The organism is Bradyrhizobium sp. 141 (genome assembly GCF_023074055.1).
GTDB lineage: Bacteria > Pseudomonadota > Alphaproteobacteria > Rhizobiales > Xanthobacteraceae > Bradyrhizobium.
The window spans coordinates 94,815-111,257 of record NZ_JADPKR010000114.1 but is presented as its reverse complement, the minus strand read 5'-3'; the positions used below and the strand labels follow the sequence as shown (position 1 = coordinate 111,257).

At 63.9% G+C, this 16,443-nt stretch carries 14 protein-coding genes and 1 pseudogene; 6 read left to right on the top strand and 9 right to left on the bottom strand.

Annotated elements, in window-relative coordinates:
* From IVA81_RS38495 to IVA81_RS38485, 3 genes and pseudogenes are all read right to left on the bottom strand, one after another.
* Positions 1 to 2,009: pseudogene (locus IVA81_RS38495) on the bottom strand (EAL domain-containing protein).
* 321 nt (positions 2,010 to 2,330) lie between these two features.
* Positions 2,331 to 2,612, bottom strand: coding sequence for a Plug domain-containing protein (locus IVA81_RS38490; RefSeq protein ID WP_247328435.1), 282 nt, complete (start codon positions 2,610 to 2,612; stop codon positions 2,331 to 2,333).
* 64 nt (positions 2,613 to 2,676) lie between these two features.
* Positions 2,677 to 3,939 carry a hypothetical protein gene (locus IVA81_RS38485; RefSeq protein WP_247328430.1) on the bottom strand — a complete coding sequence of 421 codons (1,263 nt, stop codon included), beginning with the start codon at positions 3,937 to 3,939 and terminating at the stop codon, positions 2,677 to 2,679.
* Between the two features lie 278 nt (positions 3,940 to 4,217).
* Here IVA81_RS38485 and IVA81_RS38480 point away from each other — a divergent pair, with 278 nt between their 5' ends.
* Positions 4,218 to 4,496, top strand: a complete 279-nt coding sequence (locus IVA81_RS38480; protein ID WP_247328427.1) for a hypothetical protein — start codon at positions 4,218 to 4,220, stop codon at positions 4,494 to 4,496.
* An 81-nt stretch (positions 4,497 to 4,577) separates the two neighbouring features.
* Here the strand turns inward: IVA81_RS38480 and IVA81_RS38475 are convergent, their stop codons facing one another.
* Positions 4,578 to 4,877: a hypothetical protein gene (locus IVA81_RS38475; protein ID WP_247328424.1), complete on the bottom strand. Its 300-nt coding sequence runs from the start codon at positions 4,875 to 4,877 to the stop codon at positions 4,578 to 4,580.
* 162 nt (positions 4,878 to 5,039) lie between these two features.
* On the opposite strand from IVA81_RS38475, the gene IVA81_RS38470 reads away from it, so the two are divergent.
* Complete coding sequence (locus IVA81_RS38470) at positions 5,040 to 5,849, top strand: substrate-binding domain-containing protein (protein WP_247328421.1); 810 nt, start codon at positions 5,040 to 5,042, stop codon at positions 5,847 to 5,849.
* On the opposite strand, the gene IVA81_RS38465 is transcribed toward IVA81_RS38470, so the two are convergent.
* Both IVA81_RS38465 and pstS read right to left on the bottom strand, forming a co-directional pair.
* The gene (locus IVA81_RS38465) at positions 5,823 to 6,521 is read right to left on the bottom strand and encodes an ABC transporter permease (RefSeq protein ID WP_247328418.1); all 699 of its coding nucleotides are present in this window, start codon (positions 6,519 to 6,521) and stop codon (positions 5,823 to 5,825) included. The genes IVA81_RS38470 and IVA81_RS38465 overlap by 27 nt on opposite strands.
* Before the next feature lie 237 nt (positions 6,522 to 6,758).
* On the bottom strand, positions 6,759 to 7,814 hold the full coding sequence (gene pstS / locus IVA81_RS38460; RefSeq protein WP_247328415.1) for a phosphate ABC transporter substrate-binding protein PstS: 1,056 nt from the start codon (positions 7,812 to 7,814) through the stop codon (positions 6,759 to 6,761).
* 340 nt (positions 7,815 to 8,154) lie between these two features.
* On the opposite strand from pstS, the gene IVA81_RS38455 reads away from it, so the two are divergent.
* The 4 genes from IVA81_RS38455 to IVA81_RS38440 all read left to right on the top strand — a co-directional run bounded on the left by IVA81_RS38455 (position 8,155) and on the right by IVA81_RS38440 (position 12,566).
* On the top strand, positions 8,155 to 9,066 hold the full coding sequence (locus IVA81_RS38455) for a 3-hydroxybutyryl-CoA dehydrogenase (RefSeq protein WP_346659437.1): 912 nt from the start codon (positions 8,155 to 8,157) through the stop codon (positions 9,064 to 9,066).
* Between the two features lie 254 nt (positions 9,067 to 9,320).
* Positions 9,321 to 9,785 (top strand): group III truncated hemoglobin, encoded by a 465-nt coding sequence (locus tag IVA81_RS38450; protein ID WP_247328393.1) that lies wholly within the window; start codon positions 9,321 to 9,323, stop codon positions 9,783 to 9,785.
* Positions 9,786 to 10,042: 257 nt separating this feature from the next.
* Complete coding sequence (locus IVA81_RS38445) at positions 10,043 to 10,696, top strand: Rieske 2Fe-2S domain-containing protein (protein ID WP_247328374.1); 654 nt, start codon at positions 10,043 to 10,045, stop codon at positions 10,694 to 10,696.
* A gap of 142 nt (positions 10,697 to 10,838) precedes the next feature.
* Positions 10,839 to 12,566, top strand: coding sequence for a methanol/ethanol family PQQ-dependent dehydrogenase (locus IVA81_RS38440; RefSeq protein ID WP_247328617.1), 1,728 nt, complete (start codon positions 10,839 to 10,841; stop codon positions 12,564 to 12,566).
* 256 nt (positions 12,567 to 12,822) lie between these two features.
* On the opposite strand, the gene IVA81_RS38435 is transcribed toward IVA81_RS38440, so the two are convergent.
* Genes IVA81_RS38435 through IVA81_RS38425 form a run of 3 tightly spaced genes read right to left on the bottom strand, consistent with a single transcriptional unit; the run spans position 12,823 to position 15,904 of the window.
* Positions 12,823 to 13,083, bottom strand: a complete 261-nt coding sequence (locus IVA81_RS38435) for a hypothetical protein (protein ID WP_247328371.1) — start codon at positions 13,081 to 13,083, stop codon at positions 12,823 to 12,825.
* 54 nt (positions 13,084 to 13,137) lie between these two features.
* Complete coding sequence (locus IVA81_RS38430) at positions 13,138 to 15,450, bottom strand: molybdopterin cofactor-binding domain-containing protein (protein ID WP_247328353.1); 2,313 nt, start codon at positions 15,448 to 15,450, stop codon at positions 13,138 to 13,140.
* A 1-nt stretch (position 15,451) separates the two neighbouring features.
* Positions 15,452 to 15,904 carry a (2Fe-2S)-binding protein gene (locus tag IVA81_RS38425; RefSeq protein ID WP_247328595.1) on the bottom strand — a complete coding sequence of 151 codons (453 nt, stop codon included), beginning with the start codon at positions 15,902 to 15,904 and terminating at the stop codon, positions 15,452 to 15,454.
* Between the last annotated feature and the right edge of the window lie 539 nt (positions 15,905 to 16,443).

Below are 16,443 nucleotides of genomic sequence, written 5' to 3'. Positions count from 1 at the left end.
TCAGGCCACGACCCTGGCCACGGTGCCGTCGAGGCGCTGTCGTTCCTTTGCCAGATAGTCGCCGATCGCATCGCCCGGCATGGGCTTTGCGAATAATAGCCCTGGATGAAGTCGCACCCCAGGCGGCGCAGGGTGTCTAGCTGGGCGCGGGTCTCGACGCCCTCGACGACGCAGGCGATCTCCATGTCGTCGCACAGGCCCGTGAGCGACTTGATGATCTTGTAGCTTACGGGATTGTCGTTGATGTCGGAAACGAAGCTGCGGTCGATCTTGATCTTGTCGAGCGGCAGCCGGTGCACGTGGCTCAGTGAGGAATAGCCGGTGCCGAAATCGTCCAGCGAAACGCCGCATCCCATCGCCTTCAGCGTCGCGACCGATTGCTGCGCGCGCACGAAGTCGAAAGTGACCGCAGTCTCGGTGATCTCGAAATCGATCCGGTGCGGCGGCAGGCCGCTCTTCTCGATGATGGAAATCAGCGGCAGGATGCCTTCGGCGGCGCAGACGTCGTGGGCGGAGAGGTTGAACGACAGGCGGATGTGATCGGGCCAGGTCCTGGCGGTCGCGAGCGCGCGAGCCAGCAGGGCCTGCGTCAGCGGGCGGATCAGGCCGATGCGCTCGGCGGCTGGAATGAAGTCGGCCGGCGAGACCAGGCCGAGACGGGAGCTGTGCCAGCGCGCCAGGACCTCGAAGCCGGCGGTGTGCTCGCTCATGGCGTCCACAATCGGCTGGAACACCAGGTCCATCTCGGTGCTGAAATCGGCCGTGCGCAGCAAATTCTCGATGACACCGCGGCTGCGGATCTCGGCCTCGAGTTCGCTCGAGAAGATCACGGTGCGGCCGCGCAGATGGCGCTTGGCATGGTAGAGCGAGTAGTCGGCACATTCATAGAGCGCTTCCGACGTCGTCGCGGAGTCCGGGAACAAGGCGAAGCCGATCGAGCAGGACAGCCCGGTATGGGCGGTGTCGAGCTGGTAGGGCAGCCTGACCTGATTGCCAATGCGCTCGCCGAGCCGCATCAGGTCCGCATCCTCGGGGTCGCCGCACACGACGAGACCGAACTCGTCGCCACCGAGCCGGGCTAACTCCACGCGCTGCGGGCCAAAGCCCTCGCAAACCTCGCGGATGCGCCGGCCCGCTTCGATCAGGACGCGGTCGCCGACCGAATGGCCGTAATTGTCGTTGATCGGCTTGAAACCATCGAGGTCGATGATTCCGACCGCGACCCGAACATTCCTGCGCTCGGCGTCGGCAAAGGCGCTCGACAGCTCGGCGAAGAAGCGGCGACGGTTCGGCAGCTCGGTGAGGGAATCGAGATTGGCGAGGCGAAAGTTCTCGTCCGAGAGCGCCTGCGTCGCCGCCTGCTGCGCCAGCAGCGATTTGCGGCTGGCGACGAGATCGGCGAAGTCGCGATAATAGATGAACAGCACTGTCACCATCGCGCCTGAGACCAGCAGGTTGTTGACGGCGATCGCCTTCAGCGTGGGCTCGCCGGTGGCGAAGAAGAACAGCACATAAGGCACGTCGACGATCAGCGTCACGATCAATGCCGCCGAGCGCAGATGCATCAGCGAAAAAATGCAGCCGATCACGGTGACCGCCATGTAGAAAGCGACCTGGCTCTTGGCGAAGGGATCGCCGTAGGGATAGAGCGCGAAGGACCAAGCGGTAAAGCCGGCGCCGATCGGCAGAGTCAGCCAGTTGGTGGCGCGCAGATTACGCAGGATGTCGGCATCGCTGCGCACGAGGTGACGCTGACGCAGCCACCAGAACGTGCGCAAGCCCGCGAGCACGGTCAGGACGCTCGGCACGATCATCGTCAGCCAGTCCGGCGCCACGTTCACATAGGTGTAGGCGACCGCGATGGAGTTGCTCATGAGGAGGAAGTAGAGCAACGGAACTTGCTTGGAGAAGGCATCGAACTGCGCGCGCGTCAAATCCGGGTTGTCGGCCGGCACGCGAAACAGCCGCATTGAGGCGGCAAGGTAAGACTTCAAATCGGCAACAGGCATTGAAATACGAGCCCCTGAAAACGCGGGCGATCTTGCATGGCGGGGGTAAAGGGTGCGTTAGATCGATCGTGCGTCAAAGGGCCAGCTCAGGTTGCACGCTACCGCGGACATTTCGGGTCGCGTGCACTGGTGAGGCGGCGTTAAGGATAAGGAAACGCGAAAGCGGCGCATCGGCTGCAAAGTCCTGCAAAGCCGCCGCTACGCTTTGCTAACCATGCGTCCGGCGCAACGTCTTGCCGCACTCACCCCGTCGGGGGGAGGTGATAGGCCGCATCCAATGGCTGCTACGTCTTTTCCAGCTCTGCGGTCTGCTTGCGACGCCTAGCGCCCGATCGTCACGCCGGCGGTCGAGCGCATGGCACCTCTTAGGCTGGTCGCCTTCATGTCGTCGAGCACCTGTCGCGTCAGCACGGTGGTCTGGCCCGGCGTGTCGAGGATCGGCTCTCCGCGCGAGGAAGAGAGCCTGTCGGCCTTGTAGGACGCGGCCGGATCGGTGGCGGGAACGGCAGCGACTGCATGACGTGGCCGTTTGCCCGCAGCGGTGGCTGTCTGCGAGACGCAGAAGGCGGCGATCACGACCAGAAGCAACGAGCTTGCGCGCATATGCGATCTCCCATGTCGGGGATATCAGCCTAGCACATCATGACAGTGATCGCGGAAGAAAGGATCAGGCAAGGGCGGCCTGGCGTTCCCGCGCTGGTTCGCGGACGCGCTCGATTTTAGAGGGCTCGGCGAGCCGCGTGAAACTGTGATGGCTCGCCTGCGCGGGCGCCTCGACGATGACGCCTTCACAGACGATCTGTCCGCTGAGCATCTTGAATTCCAGCTTGTCGTAGCGCGGCATCGTCTCGCCGGACGCAGGCGGCAGCAGCCCGACGCTTCCCTGGATGTTCAGCGTGGCTTCGCCGGTGCCGTGCAGCCGCGGATTCCACATCCTGATCCCGGTTTCAGCCCAGCGCTGCCGGATCAGCGCGGTGCGATCGGCCGGTTCCGCGGCTCTTGCGCGAACTTTAGGTGCGCTGCGGCTCTCGGGAGAAGGAGACACGAGAGCCGGAGCCGGCTCGATGTCGGTGACGACGCTGGCTGTGTCGGCAGAACACAGCGCGGCTACCGCTGTGACGGGCGCAGCAACGTCCGCAGCAGCCGGCTCGATTGCCACCGCGGCACTGGGGCAGGGATCGCTGTCGAAACGAGTCTCGGGGATTGGCTCTGCCAGAACCTCGCTACCGACAGACGTGACACACGGCTCATCTACGGTCGCCTCAACATCCACGACAACGTCAGGGGAATGGTCGTCGTTGTCGACAAGAGCACGGGCATCAACCGGGGCGCTCTCGACATCGACGGACGAGGGCGATGCCTCTTCCGCGACAACGATCTCCGCGTCGGTCGGGAGTGCGGGACGTGGATCGCGGCCGATGACGAGTTCGGCGTCGACCGGTTCGCTGACGATGTCGATTGCGACCGGCTCCGCGTCGACGGCCTCGACGTTCGCCGCGATTTCAACAACCGGGTCATTGCTGGCGACGGGTTCCGGAACATCGGCTGTCGCGATGTCGATCTCGATGGTCGAGACCGAAGCCTTCTCCACGATGATCGGCTCGATTTCTGACGGCGTCTCCCGCGAGGAATCGTCGCCGCTGTCGGCATCGGTGGGCGCTGCCGGAGGGCCCTCCGTCATGACAGCGATCGCGGTATCATCCTCGGCGGACGGAGCCGCACCTGCGGTCTCGGCGTCGTCGCGCGCTGAAACCGTGCTGATATCGGTGATTTGAGCCGAAGTTGTTTCCGCGATGTTCTCGGCCGCGACGATTTCGGCAATGACAGGCGAGACATCTGCGGCGACCGGAGTGACATCAATGCTGCCGCCACGCGGCACGGGCCGAAGCCCGGTGAATGCCCATTTCACCACGGGGATGCGGCGCAGCAACGATATCAGTCTCGAAAGCACTAGGAGTTGTCCAAGAGGTACTCGGCGTGAGGCAATCGCTGATTCGCCAGCAATGTGAAAAACTGCCCCGGCCGTCACACCCCTGTCAATCTAGGTGAGATCAATTGCAGAACATCCGCAGTTCGGCGCGGTGTGACCGCAACCACAGTGCACCCGACCGAAATGGATACGCTTCCTTCGAAAGCAAAGGAGAGGGAACGTGATTCACAAAATCTGTCTGGCTGCGGCCCTTGCCGCATTCATGGGCGCGCCGGCACTTGCGGACGATCTCCACGCCGAAAATTGCCGCTCACCTCATTCCGCCCAATGCGGAGATCCACATATCCTGGACCAGCCCTGCGTCCGACCCGCAGGGCCGCTCGATCGAGGTGGCCTGCGGCGAGGTCACGGTTCGCAATGACAGAGGCTTTTCGACATCGACGTTTGCTTATGTCGTCGACGACGACAAGCTTTGGCTGGCCTGGAAGATCGAGTGGATGAAGGAGCCGGAGTCGCTGGGCGTCCGCCGTGTGATGAGATATTGTCCCGGTCGTTGATCGGCCCGCGTCGGTCCGTGGGAGGGGACGACGATCCCCTCCCGGAATCTCCGATCTTCCGACTATTTTCGATCTTTCGACCTATTTGCCCGAGCCGGCCCCGCTGCCGGAGCCTGCGCCGCCTGAGCCGCCGCCGGCCTGACTGCCCATGTTGTTGGTGTTGGTGCCGCCGGCCGACGGATGCTGCGCACCCTTGCTGTCGCTGGCTTCGTTCTGCATGTTCGACGAACGTCCGGTCGTCATGCCCTTGGTGGCGGGACCTCGCGATGAGGGGCCGACGTCGCCCTGGCCGGACGCGCCGGGAGCGGGTTGTGTCTGCGCGACGGCGCCACCGGTCGCCAGCGCCATAATGCATGCGGATGCCAAGATGATCTTCTTCATTGGATTCTCCTTGACTTTACATCCCCAGACAATCCGCCTGCGGCAACGACGTTCCTGCGCTTTGTCGCCACCCGTTCAACTCTCCGCGGCCTAACGTCGGGGGTTCCCGTCTTCATCGACAGGGGCTATTCAGGATCGTCATTGTTGGTTGAGGAACGACGCATGAGGAAGATTGCTACCCTGGCAGCGGTTCTGCTCTGGTCCACCATCGCGTTCGCGCAGGATCGCACCATCACGGTAGCCTCGACCACGTCGACGGAACAATCAGGCTTGTTTGGCCATCTGCTGCCGCTGTTCACGAGGGTCGAGGGCATTGGCGTGAAGGTCGTCGCCGTCGGCACTGGCCAGGCACTGGATATCGGACGGCGCGGCGACGCCGACGTGGTGTTCGTCCATGACAGGCCCGCCGAAGACAAGTTCATGTCGGAAGGGCAAGGCGTGAAGCGCTTCGACGTCATGTACAACGACTTCGTCATCGTCGGCCCGAAGAGCGATCCCGCAAAGATTGCCGGCGGCAAGGACGTTGCGGACGCGCTGCGCAAGATCGCGGCGGCGAAGGCGCCGTTCATCTCGCGCGGTGACAAGTCCGGCACGCATGCCGCCGAGCTCCGGCTTTGGAAGGAAGCGGGCGTCGACCTCGGCGCGGCAAAGGACAATTGGTACCGGGAGATCGGCCAGGGCATGGGCCCGGCGCTGAACATGGCCTCGTCGTCGAACGCCTATCTGCTATCGGACCGCGGCACGTGGCTGTCGTTCAAGAACCGCGGCGAGCTCGCCATCCTGACCGAAGGGGACAAGCGACTGTTCAACCAGTACGGCGTCATGCTGGTCAATCCCGCCACGCATCCGAACGTGAAGGCGAAGGACGGGCAGGCCTTCATCGACTGGCTCGTCTCGCCGAAGGGGCAGGAGGCGATCGCCGGGTACAAGGTCGGCGGCGAGCAGCTATTTTTCCCCAACGCGTCCCACTAGCAGGAAGGCGACGGTCGACACCGCCACGCTGAGCGCGAGCAGGATCAGCCCGAGCCCGAGCGCCAGCGGGAGGTCGCCCTTGCTGGTCTCCAGCGCGATCGCGGTCGTCATCGTGCGCGTGAAGCCGCGGATGTTGCCGCCGACGATGATGATGGCGCCGACCTCGGCGATGGCGCGCCCGAACGCCGCGAGAAACGCGGTCAGCAGCGAGGTTCGGCCGATCGCGAACAGAAGCGCCATGCTGCGGAAGGCCGAAAGGCCGTCGATCCGGGCCAGATCGCCATACTCCGCCCACAGCAGGCTCGCGGGCCGGTGCACCAGCGCCACCACGATCGGGGTCGCCAGCAGCGTCTGCGCGATCACCATGGCGGCCGGCGTGAACAACAGTCCGGCCACCCCGAGCGGGCCGGACCGCGACAGCAGAAGATAGAGCGCGAGCCCGACAACGACCGGCGGAAGGCCAAGCAGCGCGTTGGTCAGCACGATGATGACCTGCCGCCCCCGGAAACGGGTGATCGCGAGCATGGCCCCGAGCGGCGCGCCGATCACGAGCGCGATGAAGCTTGCGGTCAGGCTGACACGTACCGACAGGGCGACGATGCCGAGCAGCTCGGCGTCGGCTTCGCCGATCAGCGTGAAGGCGGCAGCGATGGATTGCGCGAAATCGTTCATCCGAATCTGGACGTCGGCGCCAGCCGGAATGCCTCGGGGGCGTCGGGGTCGGGACTGCGAAGGCGTTTCACGTAAAATTCCCTGCGAGTATCCTGGTGCAAAGCAGTCGCGCGGTCGCGTTCTGCAGGCACCTTGTGGCTTCGCCTGCCGCAGGAGGGGTTTCCCGGCGGCAGGCCAATCACAGAATACTCACATGGAGCGGTTTGGAAACCCGATTTAGCTTGGTCGCGTTCGGCCTCAGCGTTTGACGGTGGCTGATGCCGAAACCGTCGAGGCTGCCCCAATGCTTTCCCGCCAATAGCGGTCAATCTGGTCGATCAAAGCAGGTGGAAGCGGGACGTAGTTGAGGGTCTCGGCCTGGGACTTGCCGTTCTCCAGCGACCAGCGGACGAAGTCGATGGCGGCTGCGGAACGCTCCGGATATTTAGGGCTCTTCGGCATCAGCACGAAAGTCGTCGCCGTGATCGGGTAGGCGTCTTCACCTGGCGCGTTGGTGAGCACGAGGTGGAAATCCTTTTCCGCCTTCCAGTCCGCGCTGGAGGCCGCGGCCTGGAAAGACGCGGCGTCTGGGACGACGAAATTGCCGGCGCTGTTCTGCACGATTCCGAAGGAAATCCGGTCGAGCCGTTGCAGCGCGTAGGTGTATTCGAGATAGCCGATCGCGCCGGGAACAAGACTGACGAGCGAGGCGACGCCGTCATTGCCCCTGCCGCCGAGGCCAAGCGGCCACTCGACCGAGGTGCCTTCGCCCACGCTTGCCCTCCATTGCGGGCTGACCTTCGAGAGATAATTCGACCAGTTGAACGTCGTGCCGGAGCCGTCGATGCGATGGATCACCGTGATCGGCACGTTCGGCAAGCTGATGTCCGGATTGATCGCATGGATCGCCGTATCGTTCCAGGTTTTGATCCTGCCGAGATAGATGTCCGCGAGCACCTGCCCGGTGAAGCGAATCTGGCCGGGCTTGACGCCATCGATATTGACCACCGGCACGACGCCGCCGATCACGATCGGGAATTGCATCAAGCCGAGCTTGTCCAACTCCTTGGGATCGAGCGGCATGTCGCTTGCGCCGAAATCGACGGCCTCTTTCTTGATCAAGCCGATGCCGATGCTCGAGCCGACCGCTTGATAGCTGACGGCGTTGCCCGTCTTCGCCCTGTAGGCGTCGGTCCATTTCGCCATCACGGGCGAGACGAAGGTTGAGCCGGCTCCTTTGATCTCGGCCGCCAGACCTTGCGTGGCGACGAGCAGAGCGGTGACGATGATTGATAGTCCAATATGTTTTTTCATCTGCGCAAAGCTAACAGGCTGGGCACGAAGCCGATGTGGTCCAAGTCACAATTGCATCGCGAGGCGTTCGCGATGGCCATGGTGCATCGGTTACAGCACACCGTCAGCCTGCGCCGCATCATCCGATTGGCGTAGATCGAGGGTGATCCGTGCCGGGCCCAGCCGTCCGTCCGCTGCGAGGCGCCGGCCAAGAAGCAGGCGCCCAAATTCGAGGCGAGCGCCTGCCAGGTCGCCAGATTCATGCCTTTTCGCGACTGAAAGGCGGCTTTATTCCGGCCATGGATGCTTTAAGGAAGGGACAGGACAGGTCGCAGCCGCCCGTTGGCGGTGCTAGACCCTGGTGCAGGAACAATGGCCGTGCCGTGCCGGCGCGGGCCGCAAGGATGAAGGATATGAGGCAATGATCCAGACCGTTGGCATCATCGGGGCAGGGACCATGGGAAACGGCATCGCGCAAATCTGCGCGGCAGCCGGGCTCTCGGTCGTGATGGTCGACATTTCCGATGCGGCGGTGAACCGCGGGATTTCGACCGTCGGCGGCAGCCTCGAGCGCCTGGTCAAGAAGGAGAAGATGTCGGCGGCCGATCGCGAGGCGACGCTCAAGCGCATCACCGGCACCACCGACCCTGCGAAGCTGTCGGGTTGCGATCTGGTGATCGAGGCCGCGACCGAGAATGAGGAACTCAAGGTCAAGATCCTGAAGGATCTCTGCGCCACCTTGTCGCCGCGCACGCTGGTCGCGACCAACACCTCGTCGATCTCGATCACCAAGCTCGCCGCCGCGACCGACCGTCCCGACCGTTTCATCGGCATGCACTTCTTCAACCCGGTGCCGGTGATGGCGCTGCTGGAACTCATCCGCGGCTTGCAGACCTCGGACGACACCCACGCCAAGGCGCTCGATTTCGCCCAGCGCGTCGGCAAGGTGGCGATCACGGCGAAGAACAGCCCGGGCTTTGCCGTCAACCGCATCCTGTGCCCGATGATCAACGAGGCGATCTTCGCGCTCCAGGAGGGGATTGCGACGGCGGAAGAAATCGACGCCGGCATGAAGCTCGGCTGCAACCATCCGATCGGACCGCTGGCTCTGGCCGATCTCGTCGGGCTCGACACCATGCTTTCGGTGATGGAGGTCTTTTACAAGGGCTTCAACGATCCTAAATATCGGCCAGCGCCACTGCTGAAAGAGATGGTCGATGCCGGCCATCTCGGCCGCAAGACCGGGCAGGGCTTCTACAGCTACGGCACGTAATGACGGAGCCGGGTACTAAGGACCCGCAGTGCCGTAGGGTGGTGCCCACCATTGTCGCGATTAGAGAGAGATCGTGGGCACGGCGCAAATGCGCCTTTGCCCACCCTACGATTGTGGTCGAGGTGCAGGCGCCGGGCTCGAAACGCCCGCCGCCCAATCCCGCAATTTGCGCTACGACAAAGACGGACGTAGCGATTGGCCCGACAATGTCGAACGGGCGGCCTGCGGGAACAACGGAACGGATTACGAAGGACATGTCGGATCGACTGAAGGCCGAGCGCGAGGCGGCGGCCGCGCGGCGGAACCTGTTGACCCAGGATGCGATCGAGCGCACCGGGATCACCGAGGAGATGATCGGGGAACTCGTCACCCGCTTTTACGGGCGCGTGCGCGAAGATGCACGGCTGGGGCCGGTGTTTGCGGTCGTGCAGAACTGGGACGAGCATCTCGCCAAGCTTAGGGATTTCTGGTCTTCGGTCGTGCTGATGAGCGGCCGCTATCACGGCTCGCCGATGCGGGCACATCTGCCGCTGAGCCTGGTCGGCGATCATTTCGACCGCTGGCTCGATCTGTTCGAGCAGACCGCGCGCGAGGTCTGCCCACCGCCGGCGGCGGCGCTGTTCATCGACAAGGCGCGTCGCATCGCCGACAGTTTTGAAATGGCATCGGCGACCGTCGCTGGTTCTATCGCCGCGCCGCGCCACGTGCTCAGGTCCTGACGACGACCGACGGCCTGCAGAGTGTGCAAGCATATCGCGCTGCGTTTGCGCAGCGCGAGCGATGGCGCGCCGCACCAATTCCGACATCATCGGTCTGATCTGCAAAATCATCATGCCGATCGCGTAGCGTGATTTTGCGAAAACGCGTTTGAATGCGTTCATTCTCGTTCAATCAACGCGAGTGAAGCCATATTGATGCACCGCGGCGCCAATTCTTCGCCTTGTTTTCGGCAGAGTTCCGGCGCCTGCTTGTGGACATGTCCCGCGCATCGCTCACGACCGACTCCTCATCATCCGAGAACTCCACGGAGCCAAACGCCGGCGCGTGCGCCGAGCAGACGCGGCGAACGGTCCTGCTCGGCGCAATCGCTACCACCGCCTGTCTCGGTTGTTCCGCGCATGCGCGCGCGGACGAGGGTCCGCCCGGCTCCGACGAGCGGCCCCAGAAAGGCGATGTGCTCGTCTTCTCCGAAGGCGACAAGGAGGGAAAGCTCGTCACCGCGGCCGACCTGCCCGCTGGCGGACCGCCGGTGCATGCCTGGCCGAAGGATCCCAAGACATCGGTGGTGCGCAGCGCCTCCCGGCTCAACGAGATCCTGATTATCAGGCTCGATCCCGCCGAGCTCGACGAGAAGACCGGCGCTCGCGCCATCGACGGCATCATCGCGTATTCGGCGATCTGCTCTCATGCCGGCTGTCCCGTCACCGCCTGGGTGAAGAGCGATGTCGGCGACAAGGAGGTGTTCAAGTGCATGTGTCACAACTCCGAATACGATCCTCGTGCGGGCGCACAGGTTGTGTTCGGACCGGCGCCGCGACGGCTCGCGGCGCTACCGTTGGCGCTCGCTGACGGCTCGCTCAGCGTCGCCGGCAACTTCATCGGAAAGGTAGGTGGCGCGCAGCCGGGATGATGGACAGTGCGGGCCCGCGCCCGCGTCACGAGAGGCCGCATCCGCCGATGGGCGGACGGCGGGACGAACGACAAGAATTCAACACAAGAATTCAAACGGATGAAAAAGGGGAACGTCCATGAAAACGTCCAGAAAAGCGTCCATGATCAGGAAGCAATGGTTACTGTCCGGCGTCGTCGCCTTTACCTGCCTCGCCTCGACCGCCGCCGTGTCGGGCCCGATCGAGAATTATGCACCGGTCACCGCGCAGCGGCTGGAGAATCCGGAGCCAAGCAACTGGATGCTCTATCGGCGCACCTATGATGGGCACGGCTACAGCCCGCTCGACCAGATCAACACCTCCAACGTGAAGAACCTCACGCCGGTCTGGACCTTTGCCACCGGCGTCGTCGAAGGCCACGAGGCGCCGCCGATCGTCAACAATGGCGTGATGTTCGTGGCGACCCCGATGGGGCAGGTGATCGCTCTCAATGCCAAAACCGGCGACGAATACTGGCGCTACAAGCGGCAGCTTCCCGACGATCTGTTCCAGCTGCATCCGACCAGCCGCGGCGTCGGCCTCTGGGAGGACAAGCTCTATCTCGCCACCACGGACGACCACGTCGTCGCGCTCGATGCCAAGACCGGCAAGGTGGTGTGGGACACCAAGGTGCAGGACTACAAGAAGGGCCAGTACATGACCCTGATGCCGTTGACCGTCGACGGCAAGGTCATCGTCGGCGGCTCCGGCGGCGAGTTCGGCGTGCGCGGCTATATTGCCGCCTATGACGCCAAGGACGGCAAGGAACTGTGGCGAACCTTCACCATTCCGGGCGAAGGCGAGCCGGGCCATGACACCTGGCAGGGCGACGACTGGAAGAACGGCGGCGGCTCGGCCTGGATGACCGGCAATTACGACAAGGAAACAAAGACGATCTATTGGGGCGTCGGCAACGCCGCGCCATGGCCCGGCGAGACGCATCCCGGCGACAATCTCTACACCTCCTCGGTGCTTGCGCTCGATCCCAACACCGGCAAGATCAAGACCTATCACCAGTATCACCAGAACGATTCCTGGGACTGGGACGAGGTCGACGCGCCGATGCTGATCGACCTGCAACGCGACGGCCGCAACATCAAGAGCCTGGTCCATCCTGGCCGCGACGCGATCTTCTGGATACTCGAGCGCACGCCGACCAAGATCAACTATGTCGCCGGCTGGCCGTTCGTTTCCACCGACGTCTGGAAGGGGATCGAACCAGAGAGCGGCAAGCCGATTGTCGACCCCGCGCACAAGCCGGTGATCGGCAAGCGCGTCGAGTTCTGCCCGTCGCTATGGGGCGGCAAGGACTGGCCGTCGGCGGCTTACAGCCAGAAGACCGGCCTCGTCTACGTGCCCGCCAACGAGAATTTCTGCGGCGGGTTCACCGGCGAGAAGGTTGCGCTCAAGCCAGGCGAGCTCTGGCTCGGCACCAAGCCGGAGGACATCGGGCTGAAGACGAAGCCGGGCGCGGATCACTTCGGCGAGCTGCAGGCCTGGGATCCCGCTACGGGGAAGAAGGTGTGGCAGCACAACTTCCCGAAGTCGCAGCTGTTCGGCTCGGTGACGGCGACCGCGGGCGATCTCATCTTCGTCGGCGGCACCAATGACCGCAACTTCCGGGCCTTCAATGCCAAGACCGGCGAACTCCTATGGGAGCAGAAGACCAACTCCGGCATCATGGGCATGCCGGTGTCCTATGAGATCGACGGCACGCAGTATATCGCGATCCAGTCGGGATGGGGCGTGGACGCGCAGCGCATCCAGGATGCGCTGGTGACCAACAACATCGGCATCGAAGCCAACGTGCCGCAAGGCGGCGTCATCTGGGTGTTCGCACTGAAGAAGTAGCTCCGCGGGCGGATCGAAAGAAGCGGAGCAGCCGGGGGGTGGCGAATGCGGCGGACGGCAACGTCCGCCGCATTTTTGTTGTGGGCTGGGATTGCCAGCGCGCCACGTACTCGTCGTCATGCCCGGGCTCGTCCCGCCTGCGCGGCCGAAGCCGCTTCGGCGAGGCGAAGGCCCGGGCATCCACGTTCTTCGTGCCGCGGCCAAGGCCGTGGATGGCCGGGACAAGCCCGCCATGACGGCATGAGGTGCGCAAAGCTCACTTCCCCTGACGGTCGACCTTGTCCTTTTCCTTCTGATTCATCTCGCGAATCTTGGGATCCGGATTGTGCTGCCCGGTGGTCTGCGTGGTCGAGGCGGGCGGGGCGTTGGCGTTGGGAAGCGAGTTCTGGTCCGGCGCGGTGGGGCGCGTCGCCGTTGTCGGCGGCGTCGTATTGCTCTGGGCGAATGCGCCGGAGGCTGTCAAAAGAAAGGCGCCCGACAGCAGCGAGACTGCGAGCGCCCTAGAGATGTTGGTCATCGATCTGCTCCTGTCAGATCGATGGAAACGGCGCGAGGCCGCTTCTGTTCCGTCTCACGCTTCCAGTTGCTTGCCGATCGGCAGCGAGCGGATACGTTTTCCCGTCGCGGCGAAGATCGCGTTGATCAGCGCCGGCGCGAATGGCGGGACGCCGGGCTCGCCGACGCCGCTCGGCGGCGTGTCGGGGCCAGGCGGCACGATGTAGACGTTGGTCACCACAGGAGATTCGTCGATCCTGACGACCTGGAAGTCGTCAAAATTCTTCTGCTGCACCTTGCCCTCTTTGAAGCTGATCTCGCCGTATTTGACGAGGCTCAGCCCCATGATCGCGGCGCCCTCGATCTGCGAGGCGATGCGTTCGGGGTTGACATAGGTGCCGCAGTCGATCGCCGTGTCGACCCTTGGCACCGTCAGCTTGCCCTTGTCGTCAACGGCCACCTCGACGATGGTCGCGATGTAGCTGACGAAGCTGCGGTGCACCGCAATGCCGAGACCGTGCCCCTTCGGCACCTGCCGACCCCATCCGCCCTTCTCGGCGACCAGCTCGACGACCTTGCGAAGGCGCGCGGTGTCGATCGGGTAGCTGTCCTGGGGCTCGCCATAGTTCCAGAGATCCTTCACGTTAGGCTTGACGATGCGGGGCGAGCCGATCAGCTCGAGCAACATGTCTTTCTGGTCGCGCCCTGTCGCTTGCGCGATCTCGCCGACCATCGACTGCACCGCAAAGGCGCGCGGAATGTTCGAGACCGAGCGGAACCAGCCGATGCGGGTATGCGCGGCGGCCTCCGGATTCTCGCACGAGATATTGGCGATCTCGAACGGCATGTCGACGAGGCCCATGCCGATCTCGAACGGCGCTTGATGCACAGTGCCGGCGGCGAAGGTCGAGGCGATGCTGGGCGCCACGCTGCGGTGGCGCCAAGCAATCACCTTGCCGCTCTTGTCGAGGCCGGCCTCGATCCGCTCGACCGAGACCGTGTGCAGGAAGCCGTTATGGATGTCGTCCTCCCGCGTCCACTGCACCTTGACCGGTGCGCCGAGCTCCTTCGACAGCAGGGCGGCCTCGAGTGCAAAGTCGCATTTCGACTTGCGGCCAAAACCGCCGCCGAGCAGGGTCACGTTGACGGTGACGTTGCCTTCGGGAATGCCGAGTGTCTTGGCGACGTCCTCGCGGGTGCCACCGGGGCTCTGCACTGGCGCCCAGATCTCCGCCTTGTCGCCCTTGACATCGGCGACCGCGACCGGCGGCTCCATTGCGACATGCGCGAGATGCGGGACGTAGTACTCGCCGACGATCACCTTGTCGGCGCCCTTCAAGGCGGCGTCCGCATCGCCCTCCTTGCGTAGCACGAGGCCGGGCTTGCGCGAGGCCTCCTCGAGCTCCTTGCGGTAGGCGACCGAGTCGTATTTGCCGTTCGGACCGTCGTCCCACACCAGCTTCAGCGCATCGCGGCCCTTGATCGCCGCGCCGGTGTTGCGGGCGATCACCGCGACGCCACCGAGCGGCTGGAACTTTGACGGCCACGGCCAGCCTTGAACCTTCATCACCTTCTCGACGCCGGGGACCTTCAGTGCCGCGTCCGGATCGAACGAGACCAGCGTGCCGCCGGTCACCGGCGGGCGCGCGATCACGGCATATTTCATGCCCGGCAGCCGCACGTCTGCGCCGTAACGCGCCTTGCCGGTGGTGATGTCGTGGAGGTCGACCATGCCGACCTGGCCCTTGGTGAGATAGCGGAAATCCTTGGGGTCCTTCAGCTTGAGGCCTTCGATGCTGGGCACCGATTCCTTGGCGGCGTCGGCGGCGAGCTCGCCGAAGCCGAGCTTGCGGCCGCTCGCGCTGTGGACGACCTCGTGATTGACCGCCTTGACCTCGGTCGCCGGCACGCCCCAGCGCTTGGCCGCGGCTTGCTCCAGCATGGTGCGGGCCGAGGCGCCGATCTGGCGCATCGGCATCAGGTAATGTCGCGTGCTGCGCGAGCCGTCGGTATCCTGGTTGCCGAACTTCACCTCGTCGCCATGGGCCTGCTGCACCTTGACCCTGGACCAGTCGGCTTCCATTTCCTCGGCCACGATCAACGGCAGGCTGGTGCGCACGCCGGTGCCCATTTCCGAACGGTGCCCGACGATGGTGACGATGCCGTCCGGGGCGACCGAAACGAACACGCGCGGATCGACCACGACGCCATGCGGCATTTTGCCGGCACCGGTTTCGTAAGCGAGAGCCTGGCGCGACATCACGGGCGCGGCGAGAACGAAGCCGCCGGTGATGCCGAGCCCCTTCAGGATACTGCGGCGCGAGACCTTCTCGACCCTGACGTGCTTCTCGAAACCGCGAAGCTTGCGGGGATTGTCGATGAAATTCATGTCACACTCCCGTCGATGCGAGATGGACCGCGTTCTCGATGCGTTGGTAGCAGCCGCAGCGGCAGATGTTGCCGGACATCGCCTCGCGGATTTGGTCGTGCGAGGGCTTTGGGTTGTCCATTAGAAGCGCGGCGGCCTGCACGATCTGGCCGGCCTGGCAGAAGCCGCATTGGGGCACGTTGAGCTGGCGCCAGGCCTTTTGCACCGGGTGATCGCCGTTCGGATGCAGCCCTTCGATCGTGGTGACCTCGCGGCCGGCGACGTCGTTCACCGACGTGACGCAGGCCCGTACGGCCTCCTTGTCGACGATGACGGTGCAGGCGCCGCACAGGGCCTGGCCGCAGCCGTATTTGGTGCCGGTCAGCCCGGCCTCGTCACGCAGGAACCAGAGTAGCGGGAGATCCGGGTCGCCGTCCCAGCTCTGTTCCTGGCCGTTGATCTTCACCTTGATCATGATCATCCCTCGCTCTTCATAAGCATGCCAAATTCAAAACCCGCCGACGCCAGCCGGCGCAATGCCAGTTGCTTCGCGTCGTCACATTCCGGCCCGCGATCCTGCACGGGCAGATCCCGGCAGGAGGCAGGAATGTGAATCTCGATGTCCGGATGTGTTCGATACCTCCCGTTTTTGTTCTTAATTGATTGTATTTCGCGCGGCATCGTGACGGCGTGATCGTAACAGAGATCGCGCCGGCCCGGCGTTCACAGCCGGGTGTTCTCACCGGGAAAAGATTGCATCGATGGTTTGTCAAAAGCAGGGCGCGTCATCGCGCCGCGTGGACCGCGCGTTTGCAAACAGGCGGTGCGACGAAAAAAAGCTTCGTCCGCCAGAAAGAATGCGCGGACGAAGCAGGATGCCTCAGTCGAGGGAGGGAGAAACGCAGGGCCGGGGACTTCAAGACGGAAGTTGGCGGCGCTGCGCAGTCATTCAGAGACCAGGACTGAGGGAGCTAGTCACCCTCGCATACGCGTAAGTTGCAGAGGTGGCGGCGT

Bases quoted from the DNA above. Each gene is read 5' to 3' on its own strand.
- IVA81_RS38490 (WP_247328435.1), bottom strand. From the start codon at position 2,612: ATGCGCGCAAGCTCGTTGCTTCTGGTCGTGATCGCCGCCTTCTGCGTC.
- IVA81_RS38435 (WP_247328371.1), bottom strand. From the start codon at position 13,083: ATGACCAACATCTCTAGGGCGCTCGCAGTCTCGCTGCTGTCGGGCGCC.
- IVA81_RS38430 (WP_247328353.1), bottom strand. From the start codon at position 15,450: ATGAATTTCATCGACAATCCCCGCAAGCTTCGCGGTTTCGAGAAGCAC.
- IVA81_RS38475 (WP_247328424.1), bottom strand. From the start codon at position 4,877: ATGAAGAAGATCATCTTGGCATCCGCATGCATTATGGCGCTGGCGACC.
- IVA81_RS38440 (WP_247328617.1), top strand. From the start codon at position 10,839: ATGATCAGGAAGCAATGGTTACTGTCCGGCGTCGTCGCCTTTACCTGC.
- IVA81_RS38470 (WP_247328421.1), top strand. From the start codon at position 5,040: ATGAGGAAGATTGCTACCCTGGCAGCGGTTCTGCTCTGGTCCACCATC.
- IVA81_RS38425 (WP_247328595.1), bottom strand. From the start codon at position 15,904: ATGATCAAGGTGAAGATCAACGGCCAGGAACAGAGCTGGGACGGCGAC.
- IVA81_RS38445 (WP_247328374.1), top strand. From the start codon at position 10,043: ATGTCCCGCGCATCGCTCACGACCGACTCCTCATCATCCGAGAACTCC.
- IVA81_RS38450 (WP_247328393.1), top strand. From the start codon at position 9,321: ATGTCGGATCGACTGAAGGCCGAGCGCGAGGCGGCGGCCGCGCGGCGG.
- pstS (WP_247328415.1), bottom strand. From the start codon at position 7,814: ATGAAAAAACATATTGGACTATCAATCATCGTCACCGCTCTGCTCGTC.
- IVA81_RS38465 (WP_247328418.1), bottom strand. From the start codon at position 6,521: ATGAACGATTTCGCGCAATCCATCGCTGCCGCCTTCACGCTGATCGGC.